The organism is Pseudomonas sp. CCNWLW23 (genome assembly GCF_037095675.1).
Lineage (GTDB): Bacteria > Pseudomonadota > Gammaproteobacteria > Pseudomonadales > Pseudomonadaceae > Aquipseudomonas > Aquipseudomonas atacamensis.
This window is the reverse complement of sequence record NZ_JBAWKM010000004.1, coordinates 90,817-115,009: the sequence shown is the minus strand read 5'-3', so window position 1 is coordinate 115,009 and position 24,193 is coordinate 90,817. Positions and strand designations below refer to the sequence as shown.

General features: G+C 60.6%; 14 protein-coding genes. 10 read left to right on the top strand and 4 right to left on the bottom strand.

Annotated elements, in window-relative coordinates; all coding sequences use genetic code 11:
• Positions 1-373: 373 nt before the first annotated feature.
• From V8J63_RS07615 to V8J63_RS07580, 8 genes are all read left to right on the top strand, one after another.
• Positions 374-1,897 (top strand): fumarate hydratase, encoded by a 1,524-nt coding sequence (locus tag V8J63_RS07615; protein ID WP_024014122.1) that lies wholly within the window; start codon positions 374-376, stop codon positions 1,895-1,897.
• 199 nt (positions 1,898-2,096) lie between these two features.
• On the top strand, positions 2,097-6,578 hold the full coding sequence (locus tag V8J63_RS07610) for a SpvB/TcaC N-terminal domain-containing protein (RefSeq protein ID WP_336463848.1): 4,482 nt from the start codon (positions 2,097-2,099) through the stop codon (positions 6,576-6,578).
• Positions 6,575-9,358, top strand: a complete 2,784-nt coding sequence (locus tag V8J63_RS07605) for an RHS repeat domain-containing protein (protein ID WP_336463847.1) — start codon at positions 6,575-6,577, stop codon at positions 9,356-9,358. Before V8J63_RS07610 ends, V8J63_RS07605 begins: the two co-directional genes overlap by 4 nt.
• Positions 9,348-11,990 (top strand): RHS repeat domain-containing protein, encoded by a 2,643-nt coding sequence (locus V8J63_RS07600; RefSeq protein WP_336463846.1) that lies wholly within the window; start codon positions 9,348-9,350, stop codon positions 11,988-11,990. Before V8J63_RS07605 ends, V8J63_RS07600 begins: the two co-directional genes overlap by 11 nt.
• A gap of 84 nt (positions 11,991-12,074) precedes the next feature.
• On the top strand, positions 12,075-13,835 hold the full coding sequence (locus tag V8J63_RS07595) for an ATP-binding protein (protein ID WP_125917718.1): 1,761 nt from the start codon (positions 12,075-12,077) through the stop codon (positions 13,833-13,835).
• Positions 13,835-15,163, top strand: coding sequence for a sigma-54-dependent transcriptional regulator (locus V8J63_RS07590; RefSeq protein ID WP_016773449.1), 1,329 nt, complete (start codon positions 13,835-13,837; stop codon positions 15,161-15,163). The genes V8J63_RS07595 and V8J63_RS07590 overlap by 1 nt, the downstream gene beginning before the upstream one ends.
• A 377-nt stretch (positions 15,164-15,540) precedes the next feature.
• Positions 15,541-16,860, top strand: a complete 1,320-nt coding sequence (locus V8J63_RS07585) for an MFS transporter (RefSeq protein WP_024014128.1) — start codon at positions 15,541-15,543, stop codon at positions 16,858-16,860.
• Between the two features lie 135 nt (positions 16,861-16,995).
• Positions 16,996-17,625 (top strand): flavin reductase family protein, encoded by a 630-nt coding sequence (locus V8J63_RS07580; RefSeq protein ID WP_071173402.1) that lies wholly within the window; start codon positions 16,996-16,998, stop codon positions 17,623-17,625.
• On the opposite strand, the gene V8J63_RS07575 is transcribed toward V8J63_RS07580, so the two are convergent.
• Both V8J63_RS07575 and V8J63_RS07570 read right to left on the bottom strand, forming a co-directional pair.
• Complete coding sequence (locus tag V8J63_RS07575) at positions 17,626-17,868, bottom strand: hypothetical protein (protein ID WP_016773447.1); 243 nt, start codon at positions 17,866-17,868, stop codon at positions 17,626-17,628.
• Between the two features lie 43 nt (positions 17,869-17,911).
• On the bottom strand, positions 17,912-18,265 hold the full coding sequence (locus tag V8J63_RS07570) for a putative quinol monooxygenase (RefSeq protein WP_016773446.1): 354 nt from the start codon (positions 18,263-18,265) through the stop codon (positions 17,912-17,914).
• 396 nt (positions 18,266-18,661) lie between these two features.
• Between V8J63_RS07570 and V8J63_RS07565 the strand changes: the two genes are divergently transcribed.
• Complete coding sequence (locus V8J63_RS07565; RefSeq protein ID WP_016773445.1) at positions 18,662-19,591, top strand: AraC family transcriptional regulator; 930 nt, start codon at positions 18,662-18,664, stop codon at positions 19,589-19,591.
• A gap of 247 nt (positions 19,592-19,838) precedes the next feature.
• On the opposite strand, the gene V8J63_RS07560 is transcribed toward V8J63_RS07565, so the two are convergent.
• Positions 19,839-21,290, bottom strand: coding sequence for an aldehyde dehydrogenase family protein (locus V8J63_RS07560; protein WP_336463845.1), 1,452 nt, complete (start codon positions 21,288-21,290; stop codon positions 19,839-19,841).
• Positions 21,287-22,924 (bottom strand): 5-guanidino-2-oxopentanoate decarboxylase, encoded by a 1,638-nt coding sequence (locus tag V8J63_RS07555; RefSeq protein ID WP_336463844.1) that lies wholly within the window; start codon positions 22,922-22,924, stop codon positions 21,287-21,289. The genes V8J63_RS07560 and V8J63_RS07555 overlap by 4 nt, the downstream gene beginning before the upstream one ends.
• 218 nt (positions 22,925-23,142) lie before the next feature.
• Here V8J63_RS07555 and V8J63_RS07550 point away from each other — a divergent pair, with 218 nt between their 5' ends.
• Positions 23,143-24,024 (top strand): LysR substrate-binding domain-containing protein, encoded by an 882-nt coding sequence (locus V8J63_RS07550; RefSeq protein WP_336463843.1) that lies wholly within the window; start codon positions 23,143-23,145, stop codon positions 24,022-24,024.
• Positions 24,025-24,193 lie beyond the last annotated feature (169 nt).

Genomic DNA, 24,193 nt, shown 5'->3' with positions numbered 1-24,193 from the left:
CGTCAAATGCATGACCTGATTGAGCTGCATTGATGCCCGCACCAGGTCCCTGTGGTGAGGGGATTTATCTTCGATGGGCTGCGAAGTGGCCCCTTGCAACCGGTCAATCACTCTGAGCTCACAGGTTTTACGACTGCTGCGCAGCCGAGCGGGGATAAATCCCCTCGCCACAGGGTCATCCGACCAAAAGCCAATGTGCCCCCACCACCGAGGCGCGGTATACTGCCGCGCCTTTTTAGCGTCGCGCCACAAAGGGACAGCCATAAGCCGCAAGCCTCAAGCGGCAAGCTCAAGCTGTCCGCGTAATGCTTTAACTTGCCGCTCGAAGCTAGAAGCCTGTAGCTTCCCCACCGTTTTCAGAGGAGCGCGACTCATGACCGTGATCAAGCAAGATGACCTGATTCAGAGCGTTGCCGACGCCCTGCAGTTCATTTCCTATTACCACCCCGTGGATTTCATCCAGGCGATGCACGAAGCCTACCTGCGCGAAGAATCGCCAGCGGCCCGTGATTCGATGGCGCAGATCCTGATCAACTCGCGCATGTGCGCCACCGGCCATCGCCCGATCTGCCAGGACACCGGTATCGTCACCGTGTTCGTCCGTGTCGGCATGGACGTGCGCTGGGATGGCGCCACCATGGGCCTGGACGACATGATCAACGAAGGCGTGCGTCGCGCTTACAACCTGCCGGAAAACGTCCTGCGGGCATCGATCCTTGCCGACCCGGCAGGCGCTCGCAAGAACACCAAGGACAACACCCCGGCCGTAATTCACTACTCCATCGTCCCGGGTAACACCGTGGAAGTGGACGTGGCGGCCAAGGGCGGCGGTTCCGAGAACAAGTCGAAAATGGCCATGCTCAACCCGTCCGACTCGATCGTCGACTGGGTATTGAAGACCGTGCCGACCATGGGCGCCGGCTGGTGCCCACCGGGCATGCTGGGTATCGGCATCGGCGGCACCGCCGAGAAGGCCGCAGTGATGGCCAAGGAAGTGTTGATGGAATCCATCGACATCCACGAGCTGAAGGCCCGTGGTCCGCAGAACCGCATCGAAGAAATGCGTCTGGAACTGTTCGAAAAGGTCAACCAGTTGGGCATCGGCGCCCAGGGCCTCGGTGGCCTGACCACCGTGCTCGACGTGAAAATCATGGACTACCCGACCCACGCTGCCTCGCTGCCGGTGTGCATGATCCCCAACTGCGCCGCCACCCGTCACGCACACTTCGTGCTCGACGGTTCCGGCCCGGCCTCGCTGGAAGCACCACCGCTGGACGCCTACCCGGAAATCGTCTGGGAAGCCGGCCCATCGGCCCGTCGCGTCAACCTCGACACCCTGACCCCGGAAGAGGTGCAGAGCTGGAAGCCGGGCGAAACCGTGCTGCTCAACGGCAAGATGCTCACCGGTCGCGACGCCGCGCACAAGCGCATGGTCGAGATGCTCAACAAGGGTGAAACTCTGCCGGTCGACCTCAAGGGTCGTTTCATCTATTACGTCGGCCCGGTTGATCCGGTCGGTGACGAAGTGGTTGGCCCGGCCGGCCCGACCACCGCAACGCGGATGGACAAGTTCACCCGCCAGATCCTCGAGCAGACCGGCCTGCTGGGCATGATCGGCAAATCCGAGCGCGGCCCGACCGCGATCGAAGCGATCAAGGACAACAAGGCCGTGTACCTGATGGCTGTCGGCGGCGCCGCTTACCTGGTTGCGCAAGCGATCAAGAAGTCCAAGGTGCTGGCATTTGCCGAGCTGGGCATGGAAGCGATCTACGAGTTCGAGGTCAAGGACATGCCGGTCACCGTAGCGGTGGACAGCAAAGGTGAGTCGGTACACATCACTGGCCCGGCGATCTGGCAGCAGAAGATCAGCGAGAGCCTGGCGGTAGAAGTGCAGTAAGCTTCTGGCGTCATGAAAACGGCCGGTGCATCCGCAAAAATGCCCCGGCCGTTTTTGTGTGTTCAAACCAATTGCGATAAAAGAATCGCCCAAGCACAGAAAACGATCTTGCGCACCTGTCAGATCTGACAGGTCCATTAGCAGCCCACTCCTGTTAGCGTCTATCCATACGCCCTATGTAGCGCGAATGGATTCGACCATGGCCGATCAAGACCTCAGCATCACAGCTCCTTCCATCGCCAGAAGCTCATCGATCGCCACCATCGGCAAAAGCTGGAGCGCCGTTGGGCCGACCGCCTCGGCTGGATGCGAATTGCTGATCCCGCTATCGAGCGGTCGTGGCTACGGTCCGCAAATACCCTTGGCAATCAACAGCCAGAGCGGTAACGGTTCGTTTGGCCTCGGTTGCCACCTGGGCCTGAGCCAGATCAGTCGCCGCACCAACAAAGGTGTTCCACGTTATACCGAGCACGATGAAATCATCGGGCATGACGGCGAGGTGTGGATGGCAGAGCTCGATGATGCCGGAAACCTGAAGTCGCGCACGGAACACAGCTACAGAGACCGCCCCATCCCCGAACACAACGTCGTGACTTACCGGGCGCGGATCGAAAGTGATTTTTCCCTGCGCGAATGCTGGCATCCGGCTGACGGAGGAGCCCCTTTCTGGCTGATCCACGGCGCCGACGGTACGTTGCAGGTCTACGGCAAAACCACCGCCTCCCGCCGTGCCGACCCCGACGACCCATCACGCATCAGCAGCTGGCTTTTGTGTGAAAGCATGAACGCCCATGGCGAACACATCTGCTACGAGTACAAGGCCGACGATCAGCCTGACGAGCAAGACCCGATTCACGACTACCGCGCCCAGCGCTATCTGCGACGAGTGTGTTACGGCAATGCCACGGCGAGCGATCACCTTTACAGCTGGGACACTGACCGACCGACGGATCTGCCATGGCATTTTCAACTGGTGTTCGATTACGGCGAACGCAGCGACTCGTTGACGGAGATTCCGAGCTACGAGGAAGTGAACCGCTGGCGGCTGCGGCCTGATCCGTTTTCCACCTATGGCCAGGGTTTTGAGCTGAGCACCCGCAGGCTCTGCCAGCAAGTGTTGATGTTTCATCACTTCCCCGGGGGCCTGGCGACAGAGGCGAAGCTTGCACGTCGCCTGCTGCTGGAATATCGACCGATCCAGAACACTGCGCAGTGGGCCTACAGCCAGATCAGCGCGGCGCACTATCAGGCCTTCGATGCGCAAGGCAATGTCGAGCACTCACCGCCGCTAGAGTTCGAATACTCGCCCTTCGAGATCAACAAGGCACCTGCACGCCTGTTGGAAAACGAGACTCAACCGGGCATCGAAGACGGCGGGTTCTATCAATGCGTCGATTTGTATGGCGAGGGCGTGCCGGGCTTTCTCTGCCGCTACGATAACGCCTGGTATTACCGAGAACCGCTACGCGCGGCGCCTGGTACCGAACTGATCGGTTACGGCCCATGGGTTTTGCTGGACAGGATCCCGGTGGCAGATCGCAACCGTGCCGTGGCGCAACTGCTTGATCTGACCGGCGACGGCCGCCTGGACCTGATCATCGCGCGGTTGGGTTACTGCGGGTTTCATGCGCTGAATGCGCAGCGGCAATTCGAACTGTTCAGCGCGTTCGACACGTTTCCCCGGGAACACCAGGATCTGACTTTGACCATGGGGGATTTCAGCGGGGACGGGCTGATGTCAGCGGCCAGCATCAGCCCCGACCGCGTGCGCCTCTATGCCAGCCTGCGCGAAAAAGGCTTCGCCGCCGCACAGGAAATACCCCATGAATACGCAGACGACCGTCTGCCGGTGTTCAGCAACTCGCGAACCGAACTGGTGCTTCTGGGCAACCTGCTCGGCAGCGACATGCCCGAGCTGTGCCGCATCCGCCATGACGAGGTCCGTTGCTGGCCGAATCTTGGTCATGGCAAATTCGGTCAAGGTCGCAAGATCAGCGCCCTGCCCTTCACCCATGAAGAATTCGACGCCTCGCGGGTACGTCTGGCCGATCTCGATGGCTCCGGCGCGCCCGCGCTGATCTATCTCAAATCCGAAGGGTTCGACATTTACCTGAACAGGGGCGGCAACGGCCTGGAGCAGATTCCCGTCAGCGTGCCGTGGCCTGAAGACGTGCGCTATGACCGTTTGTGCCAGGTCAGTTTCGCCGACCTGCAAGGCCTCGGTTGCGCCAGCCTGATTCTGGCGGTGCTGCATATCCAGCCGCGGCATTGGCGCTACGATTTTGTTGCAGCCAAGCCCTACCTGCTGGTCACCAGTAACAACAACATGGGCTGTTCCAGCAGCGTGACTTATCGCAGCTCGGCTCAGGAATGGCTGGATGAAAAGGAGCGGCTGCTGGCGCTTGAGCGTGCACCGGTATGTCACCTGCCCTTTCCGCTGGCCGTGGTGAAGAAGCAGGAGCAGCACGACGAGATCACCGGCAACCGGTTGACCCAGTCGTTCACTTGGCGCGAAGGGTTCTACGACGGCAGGGAGAGGGAATTTCGCGGGTTCGGCTACTTGCAGCAACTTGACTGCGAGGTTGGAACCGATCCTTCAGAGCCTGGCTTCAGCGAGCCGGTGCAAACATGCACCTGGTTTCACAACGGTCAGGAAATCAATCGCTCCCGCGACGATTATTTCAGCGCGGATGTGGACGCCTGCCCGTTGGGCGAAACCCTCTTCAGTCGTTACCACCCCAAAGGTGAAATCGATGAGCCCGTCACCCCGGAGGGCTCCGACAGTCGCTATCGGATTGCGCAGGCACTGGTTGGCTCGGTCGCTCGAACAGAAATTTTCCCCTACCGCGCCGATGCGCAGGCGGCCGGTGCAGCCGCGCTGTACTCGGTAGAAGAGAAGCGCTATCTGGTTCGCGAGGTGCGGCCGCAGGGGCCATATGCCGCAGCCGTTCTGCTGCCCCTTCAGGTCGAAGCCATCAGTTATCAGTACGACGGCTTTATCAACGACCCGCTGTGCCGCCACGATGTCACCCTGCGCTGGAACGCTTATGGCGCCGCGGCCCACGCACTTACGGTGAGCTATGCGCGCAGGTTGACCGCCCAGAGCCCGCCCCCCTTCACCGAAGACCATCTGAATCAATGGTGGTCCGACGCTCACGACGAGGCGCAGCAATACTTTTACATCAGTGAAACCCGTGCACGTCTGATCAATCTGCCAGAGCCACAGCAATGGCGATTGGGCTTGCCGTATCTGGAACGGGGCGATGCGCTGAAATTGGCCAAAGGTACGCTCCCCGGCGAGTTGAACCCGGCACGGGTGTCTTTCGAATCACTGAGAGAGCTGCAGGATACGCAAGAATGGGCCATGGAAAGGGTACTGACTTCGCAATCCATACAGCGTTATGTGGACGTAGAAGGTATTGAACTGGATGACGGCGTCGCCGGATTCGAAGCGCTGTCGCACTCTCTGGAGCTTGCCCTGCTGGATAAAACCGCGCTGGACGCTTACAGCATTGTGCCGGACCTGAATATCCGCGAGGCCCTCGCGGCAATTGGTTACTCACCCATGGCGCTGCTGTTCGAAGCACCGCCCAGCGAGGAACCAAACCTCTGGTCGTCGCGGTTCAATCTGGCCCGGTACGGCGACTTGCAGGCGTTCTACAACGTGCTCGATTTCAATGAAACGCCAAGCCATGGCGTGACCAAAGCCGAATACGATCAACACTATCTGACAGTCATGCGCATGGAATTGCCCGACGGTTGTGCCGTCCAGGTCGCGGAGTTCGATTATCACGCCCTGAAACCCAAGCGAATCACCGACGCCAATGACAACACTGAAGAAGTCATCTACGAGCCTTCCGGTCAGCCACTGATCATCAGCTTTCACGGTACCGAGAACGGCAAACCTGCCGGATTCGACAAGCTGACCGATGACTGGACCTTGCCGGATCCCAGTCCGGAATACGCCATTCAGTTTCCGGAAGATACCGTAGGACACGCAGCGAGCACTCTGCACAAAAACCTTTTCAGCTGGATGGGCCTGATACCCGCCTCCACACTTCAAAGCCGCTCGATCAAGCAAGGTGACCTGTTGCCCGGCGGGCATATCCGTGCCAGCGCACGTCGCCGGCTTGCGCGAAATCCCGGCCCGACGCCTGAAGACCAGCAATTGCTCATGGCCATCGAACTGGCTTACCGAGAACCGGTTCACACCGTAGTGCTCAGCGCCGACCGCTATCCCTACGACGCCATAAAGGCGCAGATCCAGATCGTCAAAACCTGCGTCGACGGCTTTGGTCGGGTCCTGCAAACCCAGCAGAAGGTCGATCCGGGGTTGGCTTATGTGGTGGGTGAGGATGGTGAGTTGCTCATCGAAGAAGGTGAGCAACCGACGCAGACACGCTGGCGCATCAGTGAACGCGTCGAATACAACAACAAAGGTCTGCCGCAGCGCCAATACCGGCCGTTTTTCGCCAACACCCACCGCTACGTCAATGATCAATCGCTGCACCAACTCGGGTTGTTCGATCAGCTGTTCTATGACGCAACGGGGCGTCCGATCAAGCTGATCAACGCCAAGGGCGACTTTTCCCGCGAGACTTATCATCCCTGGTATCACGCCAGTGAGGACTTCAACGATACCGCCGAAGAGCTGGTGTCTACGCGTGGGTCAGGCTCATGAGCGCCTCCATACATTGGCGCACGCCTTCGCTGAGCGTCAGCGACGGACGTGGCCTGCCAGTCCGTCAGGTCGCTTATTTGCGTACCGTGGCGGGTGACACGCCTAGCGCACTCGTGACCCGCCAGCACCACGATGTCGCCGGGCGTCTGGTCGCGCAACAGGATCCGCGCCTGCCGACAGCAAACACAACCAGCGTGTTTGCGCTGAACGATATCGCCGTGTTTACCAACAGCCGGGATAGCGGCTGGCGCCTGCTGCTGCCGGGCAGGGCCGGGGAGCCCGGACACCGTTGGGATGAGCGCGGCCACGTCTGGCAGTCGACCTTCGACGAGCAATTGCGCGTGGTGCAGCTCGAAGTTTCGGGAAACGGCGAAAATCAGCTCGATACCTTCACGTACGCCCCAGGCTCTGCCGAAGCAGACTCCAACCTGCGCGGCCGGTTGATCCGGGAGACAGATCCGTCAGGTTCGCTGGACATCACCGGCTATGCCCTCACCGGACAGGCACTGGTGGAAAAGCGCACTTTTCACGATAACGAAGCGTTCACCAGCCATCAGGTGTTCAGTCCGCTTGGCGCCGTGCTTGAACAGACCGATGCCGGCGGCCATCGCAGAGCATCGCGCTATGGTCTTGCCGGGCAGCTCAGGCAAATGGAGCTGCAAGTCGAGACGAAAGTCACGCAGGTCTTGCTGGATGCGCAATACAACGCCAACAATCAGATCACCTCGCAACTGGCCGGTAACGGTGTCCTGAGTCAGTGGACGTATGACCCGGCCGACGGACGCCTGCATACGCGCACCAGTCAAAAAACTGCTCAGCCCAGGTTGCAGGATCTGCAATATTTCTACGATCGCGCCGGCAATATCATCCGCATCGAAGACCACGCCTTCGAGCCCGTCTGGTTCGCCAATCAACGGGTCGACGGCCACCGCGAATTCAGCTACGACTCCCTGTACCGGTTGGTCCGCGCGACCGGTCATGACGACGCGCTGCCCCCGGACATTCCCGGCCTGCCGCGACCGCCCGACGAGAAAAACCGCCTCAATTACACGCAGACGTATAGCTACGACGATGGCGGCAATCTGACCGAATTGCGTCATCAGCGCGACGGCAACAGTCGTACCCGCACGATGTACATCGACCAGAAAAGCAATCGCGGGGTGCGTTGGGAAACGGGCGACGAGCCGCCGGACTTCGGTACCTGGTTCGACCCGCACGGCAATCAACGCAAGCTGCGCCACGGTCCGTCATTGCAATGGAGCAGGCGTGATGAGCTGGAGCGCGTGGATCTGGTTATCCGTCAGGACGGCGATAACGATGCCGAGTATTACCAGTACAGCGCCGGCCAGCGGGTCCTCAAATGTCATGAATGGTTCACCGACAAGGTCCGCCATTTCCACCAGGTGCGCTACCTGCCGGGGCTGGAAATTCGCAGCAAGGACAACGGCGAAGTGCTGCACATTATCAGCCTCGGTAACGCGCGCTGCCTGCATTGGGCGCAACGTTCAGTGCCGATAGACGACCAGATACGTTACACCCTCGAAGACCACCTCGGCTCTTGCGTGATGGAGCTCAATGAAGACGCTGTGGTCACCAGCGCAGAAGGCTATTACCCGTTCGGCGAAACCGCGTGGATGGCGCCGGAATCGGAAATCGAATACCGCTTCATCCGATATTCCGGCAAGGAAATGGATGTCAGCGGTTTGTACTACTACGGCGCCCGCTACTACGCGCCGTGGTTGCAACGTTGGGTCAGTGCGGACGCCGAGCAGGCGGACGGCCTGAATTTATATGCATTCGTGGGAAATAACCCGATCCGTTTCATCGATCCGGACGGCAACAAGCGTGCAGAAGGCGTGATCATGCTGTATTCGGCGTTCGCATCCGCCGTGGAAGGGCATTCCGAAGAAGTACTGGGACAGCTGCACAACATCATTCATCAGGATGTTGCACTGAGCATGGCAATGAATCTAGCGGGAGAAACCCTCAGAGGCGTTATCGGTTATGAGGGTGGATCCATCGGTGGTACGCAATTTGACACCATGATCCCCGCTCTTGAAGTAAAGCCGAATGTGTTGAAACCCTCAGGCTTGATCGGCGGCAACATCGGTGGAGATGTCGCCGCAGCTATTGGCGAACCACTGGCTGACCATGTCAGGCTTCGCGTCGGTCCTTTGATACCGCAGACCTCGCAGATGTCCGTCAGCGCGATTGATCAAAGTCTGGGAATTCAGGAATCGGTCAGGGAGATCAACTCTTGGAAAGACTTCAGGAGGGAGCTGCTCCATCCAGCACTCAATGCGATCACCAACCCAGTGTTTTTGATGAACAGAGTATTCGGATCGGTAATCGCCATCATTCCCGGCGCACTGAATATGGGAAGTCGGGCGCAGGAAGCACAGGACATCAAGAACCGCCTCGACCCGGTGAAAATCGAAAAGATCGAGAAAATGCTCAGCGACTGGAAAGCAGCCATCGAAGAACGGTCTGCATGGGCAGAGAATGCCTTTGATGCACTGGGCGTTGACAGTGTTTCGCCCGCCAATGTGCTGCCGAATGCGAACAGCAACACGTCCAGCGAAACGTTGGCGGTCATCACGCGTTCCGGCCTGCAACAAAGGAACCGGGCTGTACTTGCGAACATCGCGCAAGCGCAGGCCGGCCTCGCGCATTACAAAGAGATGGGGTCGACGGACAACCAGTATTTGGCAAGGCAGCGACATCTGGCATCGAAAAAAACTGGCAGTCCACTGGTTGCCAAGTTTAAAAATGGACGATGAAACCATGCACTTGCGCACGCCGTCCTTATCGGCCACTGATGGTCGAGGCTTTACTGTCCGGCAGGTCGATTACCTGCGCAACCTGGCCGGCGCCTCCCCCAAAGCCCTCGTGACTCGCCAGCAATACAATTTGGCCGGCCGTCTGGCACTGCAGCAGGATCCGCGTCTGGCCGTTGCCAACGTCAGCACCGTTTACGCGCTGAACGGCGATGCGCTGTACACCGCCAGCGTTGACAGCGGCCAGCGTTTGATGCTGCCCGGGTTGGCCGGCGAGCCAGTGCAGCGATGGGACGGCCGCTACCAGCATTGGCAGTCGTCGTTCGACGAGCAACTGCGCGTGGTGAAGCTCGAGATGACCGGCAACGACAAGACACAGCTCGATACCTTCACCTATGCCGACGGTTCTGCCGATACAGGTAACAACCTCCGTGGCCAGTTGATCCAACGGACAGATGCCTCCGGTTCGTTCGAAGTTGCCAGCTACGCTCTCACCGGCCAACCACTGCAAGAGACCCGCCTGTTTCACGACGGCGCATCTTTCGCCAGCCATCAGGTATTCAGCCCGCTCGGTACCATGCTCGAGCAAACCGACGCCGGCGGGCATTGCCGGCAATCGCGCTACGGAGTCGCAGGACAGCTTAAAACAGTGGATCTGCTGATCGGAGGCACAGAACGGCACCACGTATTGCTGGCTGCGCACTACAACGCCAATGGCCAGATCATCGAGCAACAGGACGGCAACCTGGTGCTCAGCCAATGGACCTACGATCCAGCCGACGGACGCTTGCGCACCCGGATCAGCCATAAGCCCGGCCAACCCGCATTGCAGGATCTGCAATATTTCTACGATCGCATCGGCAATATCATCCGCATCGAAGACCACGCCTTCGAGCCCCTATGGTTCGCCAATCAACGGGTCGACGGCCACCGTGAATTCAACTACGACTCCCTGTACCGCCTGATCCGCGCGACCGGTCATGACGACGCGCTGCCCCCGGACATTCCCGGCCTGCCGCGACCGCCCGACGAGAAAAACCGCCTCAATTACACCCAGACGTATAGCTACGACGATGGCGGCAATCTGACCGAATTGCGTCATCAGCGCGACGGCAACAGTCGTACCCGCACGATGTACATCGACCAGAAAAGCAATCGCGGGGTGCGTTGGGAAACGGGCGACGAGCCGCCGGACTTTGGTACCTGGTTCGACCCCCATGGCAATCAACGCAAGCTGCGCCACGGTCCGTCATTGCAATGGAGCAGGCGTGATGAGCTGGAGCGCGTGGATCTGGTTATCCGTCAGGACGGCGATAACGATGCCGAGTATTACCAGTACAGCGCCGGCCAGCGGGTCCTCAAATGTCATGAATGGTTCACCGACAAGGTCCGCCATTTCCACCAGGTGCGCTACCTGCCGGGGCTGGAAATTCGCAGCAAGGACAACGGCGAGGAGCTGCACATCATCAGCCTCGGTAACGCGCGCTGCCTGCATTGGGCGCAACGTTCAGTGCCGATAGACGACCAGATGCGCTACACCCTCGAAGACCACCTCGGCTCTTGCGTAATGGAGCTCAATGAAAACGCTGTGGTCACCAGCGCAGAAGGCTATTACCCGTTCGGCGAAACCGCGTGGATGGCGCCGGAATCGGAAATCGAATACCGCTTCATCCGATATTCCGGCAAGGAAATGGATGTCAGCGGTTTGTACTACTACGGCGCCCGGTATTACGCGCCGTGGTTGCAGCGTTGGGTCAGTGCCGATCCGGCGGGGGATGTGGATGGGTTGAATCTGTATGGATTCGTCGGTAACAACCCGATCGTTCATGTCGACCAGACCGGTGCCTTCAAAGTGGTGTTTGACCTGATCAGAAAAGCGGTGGGTATTTTTGATCAAGCGCAAACTGCGGCGGAGCAATTGCACAACCTGACCACCGAGTTCGATGGCCTGATTCCTGAAGGCCAGAACATCGAGGAGGTGCGCAAAAGCATGACGTTCGGCAAATTCATCACCTCCCGGGCCGGCATCAAATCGGTCTTTTACGGTATCGGCAAAGGCATCGCCATCGGCAGTGTCATCGGCACCGTGGTACCCGGAATCGGCAACGCCATCGGTTCCGGCGCAGGGGCAATCGCGGGGGCAATAGTGTTTCCGGTATTGCGTTACCACTTCTTCAAGAAAGGTTTGAAAGCAGCGCAGACACTGCAGACCCAAGAGCTCAAGGACGGGCTGAAAACGCTGGGCGACGGCGCTGCAAAAGCCGTCGACGGCGCGGGGGCTCTTCTTGATGGAGGTGCTGCGCTTATCGACAGCATCAAGACCTTCACGGATAACCTCAACAGCTACTCCGAGCACATCCAGAAGATGTTCTATGCCCAACTGGACGCACTGGATGCAGAAAAACAGCGTCAGGTCATGAAGCTGTCCAGGAATGGTGTAGACCCGTTCGAAGCCATCGACAAGGTCATGCAAACCGCACAGGCAATCATCGAAGCGCCGAGCGAGGCGCAAGGCGTGACTGAACGCCTGCAGCAACTGGAGCGCTCGCTCGCTGCCGAACCTCAGGCAAGACCGGTGCCGAAGCCGAGGTTGAATCTTGTGCATCGACGTCAGGTACAGGAGACAGCTGTTTAGCAGACACGGCCGGCGCGAACAGCGCGCCCGGCCATCTCGGCCCATGCTATCGTGCCCGCCCGTCCTGCCGACCTTTGATCCAGCATGCTGCCGACTTCCCGTACCCTGCGTCTGTCGTTGTATTCCCTGCTGATCATTGCCGGCACGGTCATTGCCGCGACGCTCGCGATGCGCCACGCCGAGCGTCAGGCGCTGGAAGAAGACGCCGCCCGCGCCAATCAGCAACTGGGGTTGTACGCCAACTCCTTGCACACCCTGATCGACCGCTATCGCGCCCTGCCCGCCGTGCTGGCGCTGGACCCGCAATTGCGTTCGGCCCTGGCCGGACCGGTCGATGCTGCGCAGCAAGCGGCATTGAATGTGAAGCTGGAAAAGATCAACGGTGCGGCGCAGTCCTCGACCCTGGAACTGCTGGATCGTACCGGCCTGGCCGTGGCCGCCAGCAACTGGCGGCTGCCGAGCAGTTATGTCGGCCACAACTATGGTTTTCGCCCGTACTTCAGCCAGACCCGCACCCAAGGCACCGGGCGTTTTTACGCAGTGGGCGTGACCAGCGGCATTCCCGGGTATTTCCTTTCCAGCGCCGTACTTGGCGACAACGACGAGTTTCTCGGCGCGATGGTGGTCAAGCTGGAATTTCCCGAACTGGAACGTGAATGGAGCCAGGGCAGCGACACGCTGCTGGTCAGCGATGCGCGCGGGATCATCTTTATCGCCAATCAGCCGGGTTGGCGTTATCGCGCCTTGCGGCCGTTGAGCGCCGATGATCTGGCCGAGATCAAAACCACCCGCCAGTACGACAAGCAATCGCTGCTGCCGCTGACCCATTTGCCGCTACGGCGCTTCGATGACAACAGCGATCTGCGCCGGGTCGAAGGTCCGCAGGGCACGGCGGACTATTTATGGGAATCGCTGCCGCTGACGACCGAAGGCTGGACCCTGCACCTGTTGCGCCGTCCGCAAGTGGCCTTCGAAGATTTGCGCAACGCCGCACTGGCCGCCGCTGGCGTTTGGCTGGCGCTGGTGTTCTTGTTGCTGTTTCTCAATCAGCGCTGGCGGCTGGCCAAGGTCCGTCAGCGCAATCGCGAAGAACTCGAGCGTCTGGTCGAGGAGCGCACCCGCGACTTGCGCACCGCGCAGGAAGGTCTGGTGCAATCGGCCAAACTCGCCGCGCTGGGGCAGATGTCCGCCGCACTGGCCCACGAAATCAATCAACCGCTGACCGCCCAGCGCATGCAACTGGCGACTCTGCGCCTGCTGCTCGAACATGGCCGCGTCGATGACGCCTACAAGGCGCTGAAACCGGTGGACGATATGCTCACGCGCATGGCCGCCCTCACCGGCCACCTCAAGACTTTCGCCCGCAAGAGTCCGAGCGGTTTGCGCGAACGTCTGGATCTGGCGACGGTGGTCGATCAATCGCTGCAACTGCTCGATGCGCGCCTGCGTGACGAACAAGTCAGCCTTGTGTTGCACCTGACCCGCCCGGCGTGGGTGCGCGGTGATGCGATTCGTCTGGAACAGGTGTTGATCAATTTGCTGCGCAACGCGCTGGATGCGATGCAGGGTAAAGCCTGCAAGCGCCTGGAAATCCGTCTGGAGGCCGATGAACAATTGTGGCGGCTCAGCGTCAGCGACAACGGCGGCGGGATTGCCGAGGAACATCTGGGCCAAGTGTTCGATCCGTTCTTTACCACCAAACCGGTGGGCGATGGTCTCGGCCTGGGGCTGGCAGTATCCTTCGCCATCGTGCATGAATCCGGCGGGCGCCTGAGCGTCGAGAATGGCGACCACGGCGCGGTGTTCAGCCTGACCCTGCCAATCGATCTGGAGGCACACATCTGATGCTCAATTCGGTGATGGTGGTCGACGACGAAAGCAGCATTCGCGACGCCGTTGAACAGTGGCTGAGCCTGTCGGGGTTTCAGGTGCAGTTGTTCAGCCGTGCCGAAGAATGCCTCGCCGCGCTCCCGGAACATTTTGCCGGGGTGATCCTCAGCGACGTGCGCATGCCCGGCATGGACGGCTTGCAATTGCTCGCCGAAGTGCAAAAGCGCGACAGCGATCTGCCGGTGATTCTGCTTACCGGCCATGGCGATGTGCCGATGGCGGTCGAAGCCATGCGCGATGGCGCCTACGACTTTCTGGAAAAACCGTTCAGCCCGGAAACCCTGCTCGGCAGCCTGCGCCGGGCGCTGGACAAACGCCGCCTGGTCCTGGAAAACCGCGCCCTGCACGAACTGGCCGACAACCGCGCAAAGCTCGATGCGACGCTGCTCGGCGTGTCCCGCGGTTTGCAGACATTGCGTCGGCAAGTGCTGGATCTGGCGACGTTGCCGGTCAACGTGCTGATCCGTGGTGAAACCGGCAGCGGCAAGGAACTGGTCGCGCGTTGCCTGCATGATTTCGGCCCGCGCGCCGGTAAGCCCTTTGTAGCGCTCAATTGCGCGGCGATCCCGGAGCAACTGTTCGAGGCCGAGCTGTTCGGCCATGAGAGCGGCGCGTTTACCGGCGCCTCGGGCAAGCGCATCGGCAAGCTGGAATACGCCGATGGCGGCACGCTGTTTCTCGACGAGATCGAAAGCATGCCGCTGGCCCAGCAGGTGAAATTGCTGCGGGTCTTGCAGGAACAAAAGCTCGAACGGCTGGGTTCGAACCAGAGCATTCGCGTTGATTTGCGTATCGTCGCGGCGACCAAACCGGACCTGCTCGACGAAGCTCGCGCCGGGCGTTTTCGTGAGGACCTGGCGTATCGCCTCAACGTCGCCGAACTGCGCTTGCCGCCGCTGCGTGATCGCCGCGAAGACATTCCGTTGCTGTTTGAAACCTTTGCCCAGAACGCCGCCCAGCGTCTGGGCCGGACCTTTCCGCCGTTGACCGGTGCGCAGCTCAGTCACCTGCTCAGCCATGACTGGCCGGGCAATGTTCGCGAACTGGCCAACGTTGCTGAGCGTCAGGTGTTGGGGCTGGATGAACCGGTCGCCGGAATCGATCCGGGGCAGTCGCTGGCGGCGCAGCAGGAAGCGTTCGAAGCGCAATGCCTACGCGCGGCGTTGACCCGGCACAAGGGTGATGTCAAAGCCGTGCTCGAAGAACTGCAACTGCCGCGCCGCACCTTCAATGAAAAGATGCAGCGGCATGGGTTGAGTCGGGAGATGTTTCTGGCGGAGTGAGGCAGAGATTTGTGGTGTAGTTGAAATCCATCCCCCTCACCCCAGCCCTCTCCCCCAGGGGGCGAGGGGGAAGGGAGCCGATCTCCATGCTTTCCCGAATCTGTATTCGACTCGATATTGCAGGTCGATGTAACCCACAAGAACACCTCGGTCAGTCCCCTCTCCCTCTGGGAGAGGGCTAGGGTGAGGGGCTTTTGATCTTCACGCGGTAAGCGGAAATCCGCTCACTCAGCCCAATCAGTCGGCACAAATCCGCTCACTCCTCCCCGCCACCCCTTCTAAACCGGCCCCTCACCCCTTGGCACACCTCCTGCTATAGCCCTGGCAGGCTGCGTTCCGACGCGCTCCACAAAAACAATTAAACGAAGGATCCTTCAATGGATAACTCCAACGCCCTGCCCCTTGGGTCGGCTGCCGTGCCGGCCAAACCGAGAACCACCGCCAGCCGGATCAAATCGATCTTCAGCGGCTCTGTCGGCAACATGGTCGAGTGGTACGACTGGTACGTGTACGCCGCCTTCTCCCTGTACTTCGCGAAAACCTTTTTCCCCGCCGGTTCCACCACCGCGCAACTGATGAACACCGCAGCGATCTTCGCCGTGGGCTTCCTGATGCGTCCGATCGGTGGCTGGCTGATGGGCATGTACGCCGACAAGGTCGGGCGCAAGAAAGCGCTGATGGCCTCGGTATACCTCATGTGCTTCGGCTCGCTGCTGATCGCTCTGAGCCCGAACTATGAAACCATCGGCATCGGCGCGCCGATCCTCTTGGTATTCGCCCGCCTGCTGCAAGGCCTGTCGGTCGGTGGCGAGTACGGCACCTCGGCGACTTACCTGTCCGAGATGGCGACCAAGGAACGTCGCGGCTTCTTCTCCAGCTTCCAGTACGTGACCCTGATCTCCGGCCAGCTCATCGCCCTCGGCGTCTTGATCGTGCTGCAAAACATGCTGACCACCGAACAGCTCTACGCGTGGGGCTGGCGTATTCCGTTCGCCATCGGCGCGCTCTGCGCAGTGGTAGCGCTGTACCTGCGTCGCGGCATGGAAGAAACCGAGTCGTTCACCAAGAAAGAAAAATCCAAGGAAAGCGCCATGCGCACCTTGATGCGCCACCCGAAAGAGCTGTTGACCGTGGTCGGCCTGACCATGGGCGGCACCCTGGCGTTCTACACCTACACCACCTACATGCAGAAGTATCTGGTGAACACGGTCGGCATGAGCATCTCCGACTCGACCACCATTTCCGCCGCCACGCTGTTCCTGTTCATGTGCCTGCAACCGATCATCGGTGGCCTGTCGGACAAGATCGGTCGTCGCCCGATCCTGATCGCGTTCGGCGTGCTCGGTACGATCTTCACCGTGCCGATCCTGATGACCCTGCACACCATCCAGACCTGGTGGGGCGCGTTCTTCCTGATCATGGCGGCGCTGATCATTGTCAGCGGCTACACCTCGATCAACGCGGTGGTCAAAGCCGAATTGTTCCCTACCGAAATCCGCGCCCTGGGCGTCGGCCTGCCGTACGCGCTGACCGTGTCGATCTTCGGCGGCACTGCCGAATACATCGCGCTGTGGTTCAAGAGCATCGGCATGGAAACCGGTTACTACTGGTACGTCACCGCGTGCATTGCCGTGTCGCTGCTGGTGTACATCACCATGAAAGACACCCAGAAGCATTCGCGGATCGTGACTGACTGACGGGGCTACATCGCTGGCAGGCCACAAAATCTGTGTCCTGCCACGAACCCTACGGGGTCTCGCGTCTGGCTGGAAATATGCGCTGGGTCCTTGCACTATGGCTGCATCCGAATGCAGCTCAGGAATCCGCTCCCCATGCCCGATGACATCCACTTCTACGAACCCGCCAACGGCCACGGCCTGCCTCACGATCCGTTCAACGCCATCGTCGGCCCGCGGCCCATCGGCTGGATTTCCTCCCAGGATGCCGAAGGCCGGCTCAATCTCGCGCCGTACAGTTTCTTCAACGCCTTCAACTACGTGCCGCCGATCATTGGTTTTTCCAGTGTCGGGCGCAAAGACAGTCTGAACAACATCGAACAGACCGGGGAGTTCGTCTGGAACCTCGCCACGCGCCCGTTGGCCGAGCAGATGAACCAGAGCTGCGCGATGGTCGCGCCTGAGGTCAACGAGTTTGAACTGGCAGGGCTTACGACCGTGGCGTCAAAGGTGATTTCGGTGCCACGGGTCGCCGAAAGCCCGGTGTCCTTCGAGTGCAAGGTCACGCAGATCATCCAGCTGCAACGCGCCGATGGCGAAACCGTGCCGAGCTGGCTGATCCTCGGCGAGGTGGTCGCGGTGCACATTGCCAAATGGCTGCTGAAGGACGGCATCTACGACACCGCCGCCGCACAACCGATTTTGCGCGGCGGCGGGCCGGCGGATTATTTCCAGCTGGGGCCTGAGGCTCTGTTCAAGATGTGGCGCCCGGGCGCACAGAAGTAATTACCAGATCAGCTCGGCGTCATCGGTGACGCCCTTGAGCTTGTCCAGCTCGTTGATGGCTGCATCATCGGCAGCAATGGCGCCGGGAAACACCTGCTCATCGAGCAACTTGTGAAAGCGTGGTGCGCCGCCATCGACCAGGGCCTTGACCGCGATCGCCGCGTAATAACCCTTGTTGCCGCCCAGCTCGACGGGGACGACTGCGGAGACTGCTTCGAAGCGTTCAAACTCTTTACGTGCCATGTCGCGGATCCTGGCTCAATCAAATAAGCCGGACATTAAACCCTCAACCGGCGAGTTTGTGTATCGGCGCGGCGCATTGACCGAGGGCCTGCGCGGCGGAAACGTCCCTGAAGGTGTGGAAGTCGAGGCTGTTGACCACCAGGTCCTGGACCAGCTCGGCGAAGACTTCCATCGACGGACTGTTGAAATAGGTCGTCATCATCTGTTGGCTGCTCCAGTAGCCGCTGACCAGCCACAGGTCGGCGTCGCACTGCGATTGTTGCAGGGAAAAACTCAGGCAGCCGGGCGCCGCGCGCGAGACCTCGATCAACGCGCTCAGGCGCACACCGAGTTCCGCCGAGCGCCCGGCCTGGGCACGAACGAAGGCCATATGACTGACAGGCATTTGCTTGGACATGATCAACCCTCCATGAAATCGCGTGGCAGCCGGGGGACGGGCTGCGACTGAAGCAAAGATTAAGGGCCGGGCCGGCTGCGCCGTTAGTCGATTCCTGCCTTCGCGTTGCACAATCCTGCGAGACTGCGCAGACGACCTGTAACAACCTGTAAACACGCGCAACACGTCTGTCATACGGGTTTTGTGTAGAAGTTGCCGAAGGCTGCGATCTTTGGCTTTTGCCTTGAAGATCAACGATCGCAGCCTTCGGCAGCTCCTACGGAATCGTCTGGCGGGTGACCTGCGTGCACCTGCGGGCAGAATCAGGCAAGCATTTGGCAGAATGTGTCTACCGCTGCTGCTTGCACAAACATATGCTCTGCTGCATTCCCCCCTCACTTGCCGAGGATGCCGTGCATGACGTCATTCGATCGTTTTCAAGCCGAACCCAGCGCCGACATGGAAAAGCAGCGCGCGGAGCTGGCGGCGATCATCCGCCGCAACACCAGCGACGATGGCAGCTACCAGACCGCGATCGGTTCGCTGGTGATGTCGCGCCACACCCAGTCCCATGACTTTGCCCCGGTACTCGCGCAGCCGGCGCTGTGCATCATGGCGCAGGGGCGCAAAGAGGTCCGCCTGGCCGATGAGTTCTTCAACTACGACCCGCTGAATTATCTGGTGGTGTCGGTTTCGATGCCGCTCAGCGGCCGCGTGGTCAACGTCTCGCCAGAGGAACCGATCCTCGCCGTGCGCCTGGATATCGATCCGACCGAAATCACCGCGCTGATCGCCGACGCCGGCCCGATGGGCGTCCCGACGCGGCCGACCGGACGTGGTCTGTACGTGGAAAAAATCGACAGCGCCATGCTCGACGCGGTGCTGCGTCTGGCGCGGCTGCTCGACGCGCCGAAAGACATCGCCATGCTCGCGCCGCTGATTCGCCGGGAGATTCTCTATCGCCTGCTGCGTAGTCCGCAGGGTCATCGTTTGTATGAGATTGCGATTGCCAACAGCCAGAGCCATCGCATCAGCCAGGCCATCAAATGGCTCAACGGCAACTTCGAGCAGCCGCTGCGCATCGATGATCTGGCGCGGGAAGTGAACCTCAGCGTGTCGACGTTGCATCACCGTTTCAAGGCGATGACCGCGATGAGTCCGTTGCAGTACCAGAAGCAACTGCGCCTGCAAGAGGCGCGGCGGCTGATGTTGACCGAAGGGCTGGAAGCCTCGGCGGCAGGGTATCGGGTGGGCTATGAAAGTCCGTCGCAATTCAGCCGTGAGTACAGCCGCCTGTTTGGTGCGCCGCCGTTGCGAGATCTGGCGCGGTTGCGGCTGTCGGTGTAACTCCATAGAAGCCCCTCACCCTAGCCCTCTCCCAGAGGGAGAGGGAACCGATTGGGGGATATTGGAGAGGTTCATCGACTTGCGATATCGGTGCTGAATCCGGAATCAGCCAAGCCAGGCCAACCCAGCGTTGGGTTGATGACCTTCAAATCCATAATCGACTCGGTTTTTCAGGTCAACGAAGAAAGCAAGACACCTCGGTCAGCTCCCTCTCCCCCTGGGAGAGGGCTGGGGTGAGGGCAGGCTTCTACACCGCTCGCACGACGTGCTTGATCTCCAAAAACGCCGCCAACCCCCAAGGCCCCAGTTCGCGGCCGACACTGCTCTGCTTGTACCCACCCCATGCCGTCTGCGGGAAGATCACCTGTGGCGCATTGATCCACACCAGCCCCGCATGCAAGGCGTTGGCCACGCGATCCGCCGTTGCAGCATCGCGCGTCACTACACTCGCGACCAGGCCGAACTGCGTGTCGTTGGCCAGCGCAATCGCCTCGCTCTCACTGGCGAAACCGCGCACACACACTACCGGGCCGAAAATCTCTTCACGCCATAACGCGCTGTCCAGCGGCACGTCGGTGAACACCGTCGGTTGCAGAAAATAACCGCGCGGCAAATGCGCCGGACGATTGCCGCCGCACACCAACCTCGCCCCGGCGCTCAAACCGCGATCAATATGCCCAAGCACCCGCTGGTACTGCGCCTGATTGACCAGCGCGCCCATCTCCACATCCGCATCAAACGGATCAGCGACTCGGATCGCCTCCGCACGTTTTTGCAGGCGCTGAAGAAATTCATCCATCAATGCCTCGGCCACCAGCACGCGACTGGTGGCCGAGCACATTTGCCCGGCATTGAAAAACGCCCCACCACACGCCAGTTCCACCGCCAGCTCCAAATCGGCATCCGCCAGCACCAGCAAGGAAGATTTGCCACCCAGCTCCAGGCTGACACCCTTCACGGTTTCAGCAGCGCGTTGCATCACCTGCACACCAACAGCGTTGCTGCCGGTAAAGGAGATCTTGGCAATGCGTGAATCGGCCGACAACGGCGCGCCCACCGCCAGACCAGTGCCGCAGACCAGATTGAACACGCCGTCGGGCAAACCGGATTCAGCGATGATCGCGGCCAGTTCCAGCTCCGGCAGCGGCGTCACTTCAGAAGGTTTCAGCACCACGCAGCAACCGGCGGCGAGCGCTGGCGCCAGTTTCCATGCGGTGGTGACCATGGGGAAATTCCACGGCACGATCAGCCCGACCACACCGCATGGCTCACGACGCAGGCGTGCGCTGAAGTCATCGCTGGGCAGCGGCACGTTGCTGTCCTGCCCGGCGTCGAAGCCTTCGGCGAGTCCGGCGTAATAGTCGAACGTGGCGATCACGTCATCGACATCGATGGCCGCTTCGAACTGCGGTTTACCGTTGTTGCTCGACTGCAGGTTCATCAAGTGATCGCGACCGTTGCGCACGCCGTTGGCAATGTTGCGCAGGATCGCAGCGCGCTCGGCGCCGGTGGTTTTCGACCAGTGTTCGAACGCCTCGGTCGCCGCGCTGATCGCCTGGTCGACGGCGTGTTCGTCACCGCCATTGACGGTGGTCAGCAGCGCTTCGGTAGCGGGATTGATCATCCGTAGATGCTCGCGGCCCGACGACCATTGACCGTTGATGTAGAGCCCGTCGAGTGTGGTTGGAAAACTGATCATTGGGCCACCGCCTGCATCCACTGGTTCTGGTCGATTTCAATCAGCGTCGGGCCTTGTCGGTCCGTCGCTTTACGCAGCGCTGCGCGCAATTCGTCGATGCTGCTGATGGCTTGCGCGGCGCAACCGAGGCCCTTGGCCACGGCGACGAAATCCGGGGTGTAGATGTCCACGCCGACCGGTTCGATGGCGCGGTTGACCATGTACTTTTTGATCTCCTCGTAACCCTGGTTATTCCACAGCAGCACGATTACCGGCACCCGCGCTTCAACGGCGCTGGCCAGTTCCGGCAGGGTGAACTGCAAGCCGCCGTCGCCGATCAGGCACACCACTGGCGGTCGCGCGCCGTTATCGAGTTGGCCGCCGAGCCACGCACCAATCGCCGCCGGCAACGCATAGCCGAGGGTGCCGTAACCGGTGGATGCGTTGAACCAGCGACGCGGACGCTCGGGGTTGAACGTGAGGTTGCCGGTGTACACCGGTTGCGTGGAATCGCCGACGAACACCGCTTCGGGCAATTCGTGCAGCACGGTTTCGAGCAAACGCGTCTGCGCCAGCGTTGATGCATCCCAGCTCGCCGCCAATTCATTACGCAGACGCGCGGCGCGGACCTGGCCCCAATCATTGCGGCGCTCGGCCAGCGGTTGGTGCGACAAGGCGCTGAGCAATGCTTGCGCGGCGTTGCGCGAATCAGCGACCAGTGCGATGTGCGGCGGGTAGTTGCGCACGGTCTGATCGGCATCGATGTCGATGCGCAGCAGCTTGCCGGGAATCTCGAAGCCGCCGGCGAAGGTCACGTCGTAATCGGTCTCGGCCAGCTCGGTGCCGATCGCCAGCACCACGTCGGCTTCAGCGACCAGTGCGCGGGTGGCGACCAGGCTCTGCGTCGAACCGATCAACAACGGATGACTGGTCGGCAGCATGCCTTTGGCGTTGATGGTCAGCGCCACTGGAGCGTCGAGCAGTTCGGCGAGTCGGGTCAACTGCGGCGCTGCGTCGATGGCACCGCCGCCGGCGAGAATCAGTGGACGTTGCGCGGTGGCGAGCAGTTCGCTCATGCGGGCCACGGCAGCCGGTGCGGCGCCGGCGCGATCGATATTCACCGGCAGGCTGGCGAGCAACTCATCGGCCTCTTCCACCAGCACGTCCAACGGAATTTCGATGTGCACCGGACGCGGTCGCCCGGCCTGGAACAGCGCGAAAGCGCGAGCAAGCACCACCGGCAGTTCGGCAGCGGACATCAGCGTGTGCGAGAACGCTGCGACGCCGCCGACCAGTGCGCTCTGGTTCGGCAGTTCATGCAACTTGCCGCGCCCACCACCCAACTGACTGCGCGACTGCACGCTGGAGATCACCAGCATCGGAATCGAATCGGCGTAAGCCTGGCCCATGGCCGTGGTGATATTGGTCATGCCCGGGCCGGTGATGATGAAACACACACCGGGTTTACCGCTGGTACGCGCGTAGCCGTCAGCCATGAACCCGGCGCCCTGTTCATGACGAGGCGTGACGTGGTTGATGCTTGAACGCGCGAGGCCTCGGTACAGCTCGACGGTGTGCACACCGGGAATGCCGAACACCTGCTCGACCGCGTAATTCTCCAACAGCTTGACCAATACTTCGCCGCACGTTGCCATGTTGATTGTCCTTTCATTCACTGAACACTCCCTGTGGGAGCGAGCCTGCTCGCGAATAAGCGGTCCAGCCAACATCCGTGTCGAACCTTGAACCGTCTTCGCGAGCAGGCTCGCTCCCACAGGGTCCGTGGAGTGCCCATTGGAACGGTGCGCAACTGGCAGCAACAATCGATTAAAAGTCATACTAGCCATGTCGCCACGTCATACCTCGGATCGCCATGAAACGCCTGCCACCCCTGCCCGCTCTGCATACGTTCTGGATCACCGCGCAATGCTGCAACTTCACTCGCGCCGCCGAGCAGTTGCACATCACTCAGGGCGCGGTGAGCCGGCAGATCGCCGGGCTCGAAGAACAGCTCGGTTATCCGTTGTTCATTCGTCTGGCCCGAGGTCTGGCGCTGACGGCCGAAGGCCGCGAATGGCTGCCGCGAGTGGAAAAGGTCTTCGGGCTGATCAGTGAAGCGACCGAGCAGATCGGTCAGACGCGGCAAACCTTGCAACTCAAGGCGCCGAGCTGCGTGATGCGCTGGCTGCTGCCGCGTCTGCTGCAATGGCAGAAGGAACGCCCGGACGTGCCGGTCAAATTGACGGCGTCGCTGCAACACGGTGTGGATTTCCAGCGCGAGCAATTCGACGCCGCCGTGATCTACGGCCCGCCGCCGGACCATTCGCCAGGCGCGCTGCATCTGTTCGACGAGCAACTGACACCGGTCTGCTCGCCGCAATTACTCAAGGGTTCGCCGGCGCTGAATTCACCGCAGGATTTGCAAGAGCATCTGTTATTGCACCCGACCCACGACATTCAGGACTGGTCGGTATGGCTCGATGCAGCGGGATTGCGCCTGGGCAACCTCGGCAGCGGGCAGCATTTCGAAACGCTGGATCAGGCGATGTCGATGGCCTCCCATGGCACGGGTGTGGCGATCGGGGACTGGTCGCTGATTGGCGATGATCTGAACGCAGGACGGCTGGTGATGCCGTTTGCGTTGAAGGTGAAGACGGGGTTGGCGTATTACGTGGTGGTGCCTGCCGCAGCCGAACCCTCGCCGCAACTTGAGGAGCTGATGCTCTGGCTGGTTGAGCAGGCTCATTTGCGCTGAAGCCTCTCCCCTCACCCTAGCCCTCTCCCCAGGGAGAGGGAACTGATTGGGGATACTCAAGAAATTCATCGACCTGACACAGCCACGCCGAATCCATAATCGACACGGTCGTTCAGGTCAATGCGTGACCCAAGACAACTCGGTCGGCTCCCTCTCCCCCGGGAGAGGG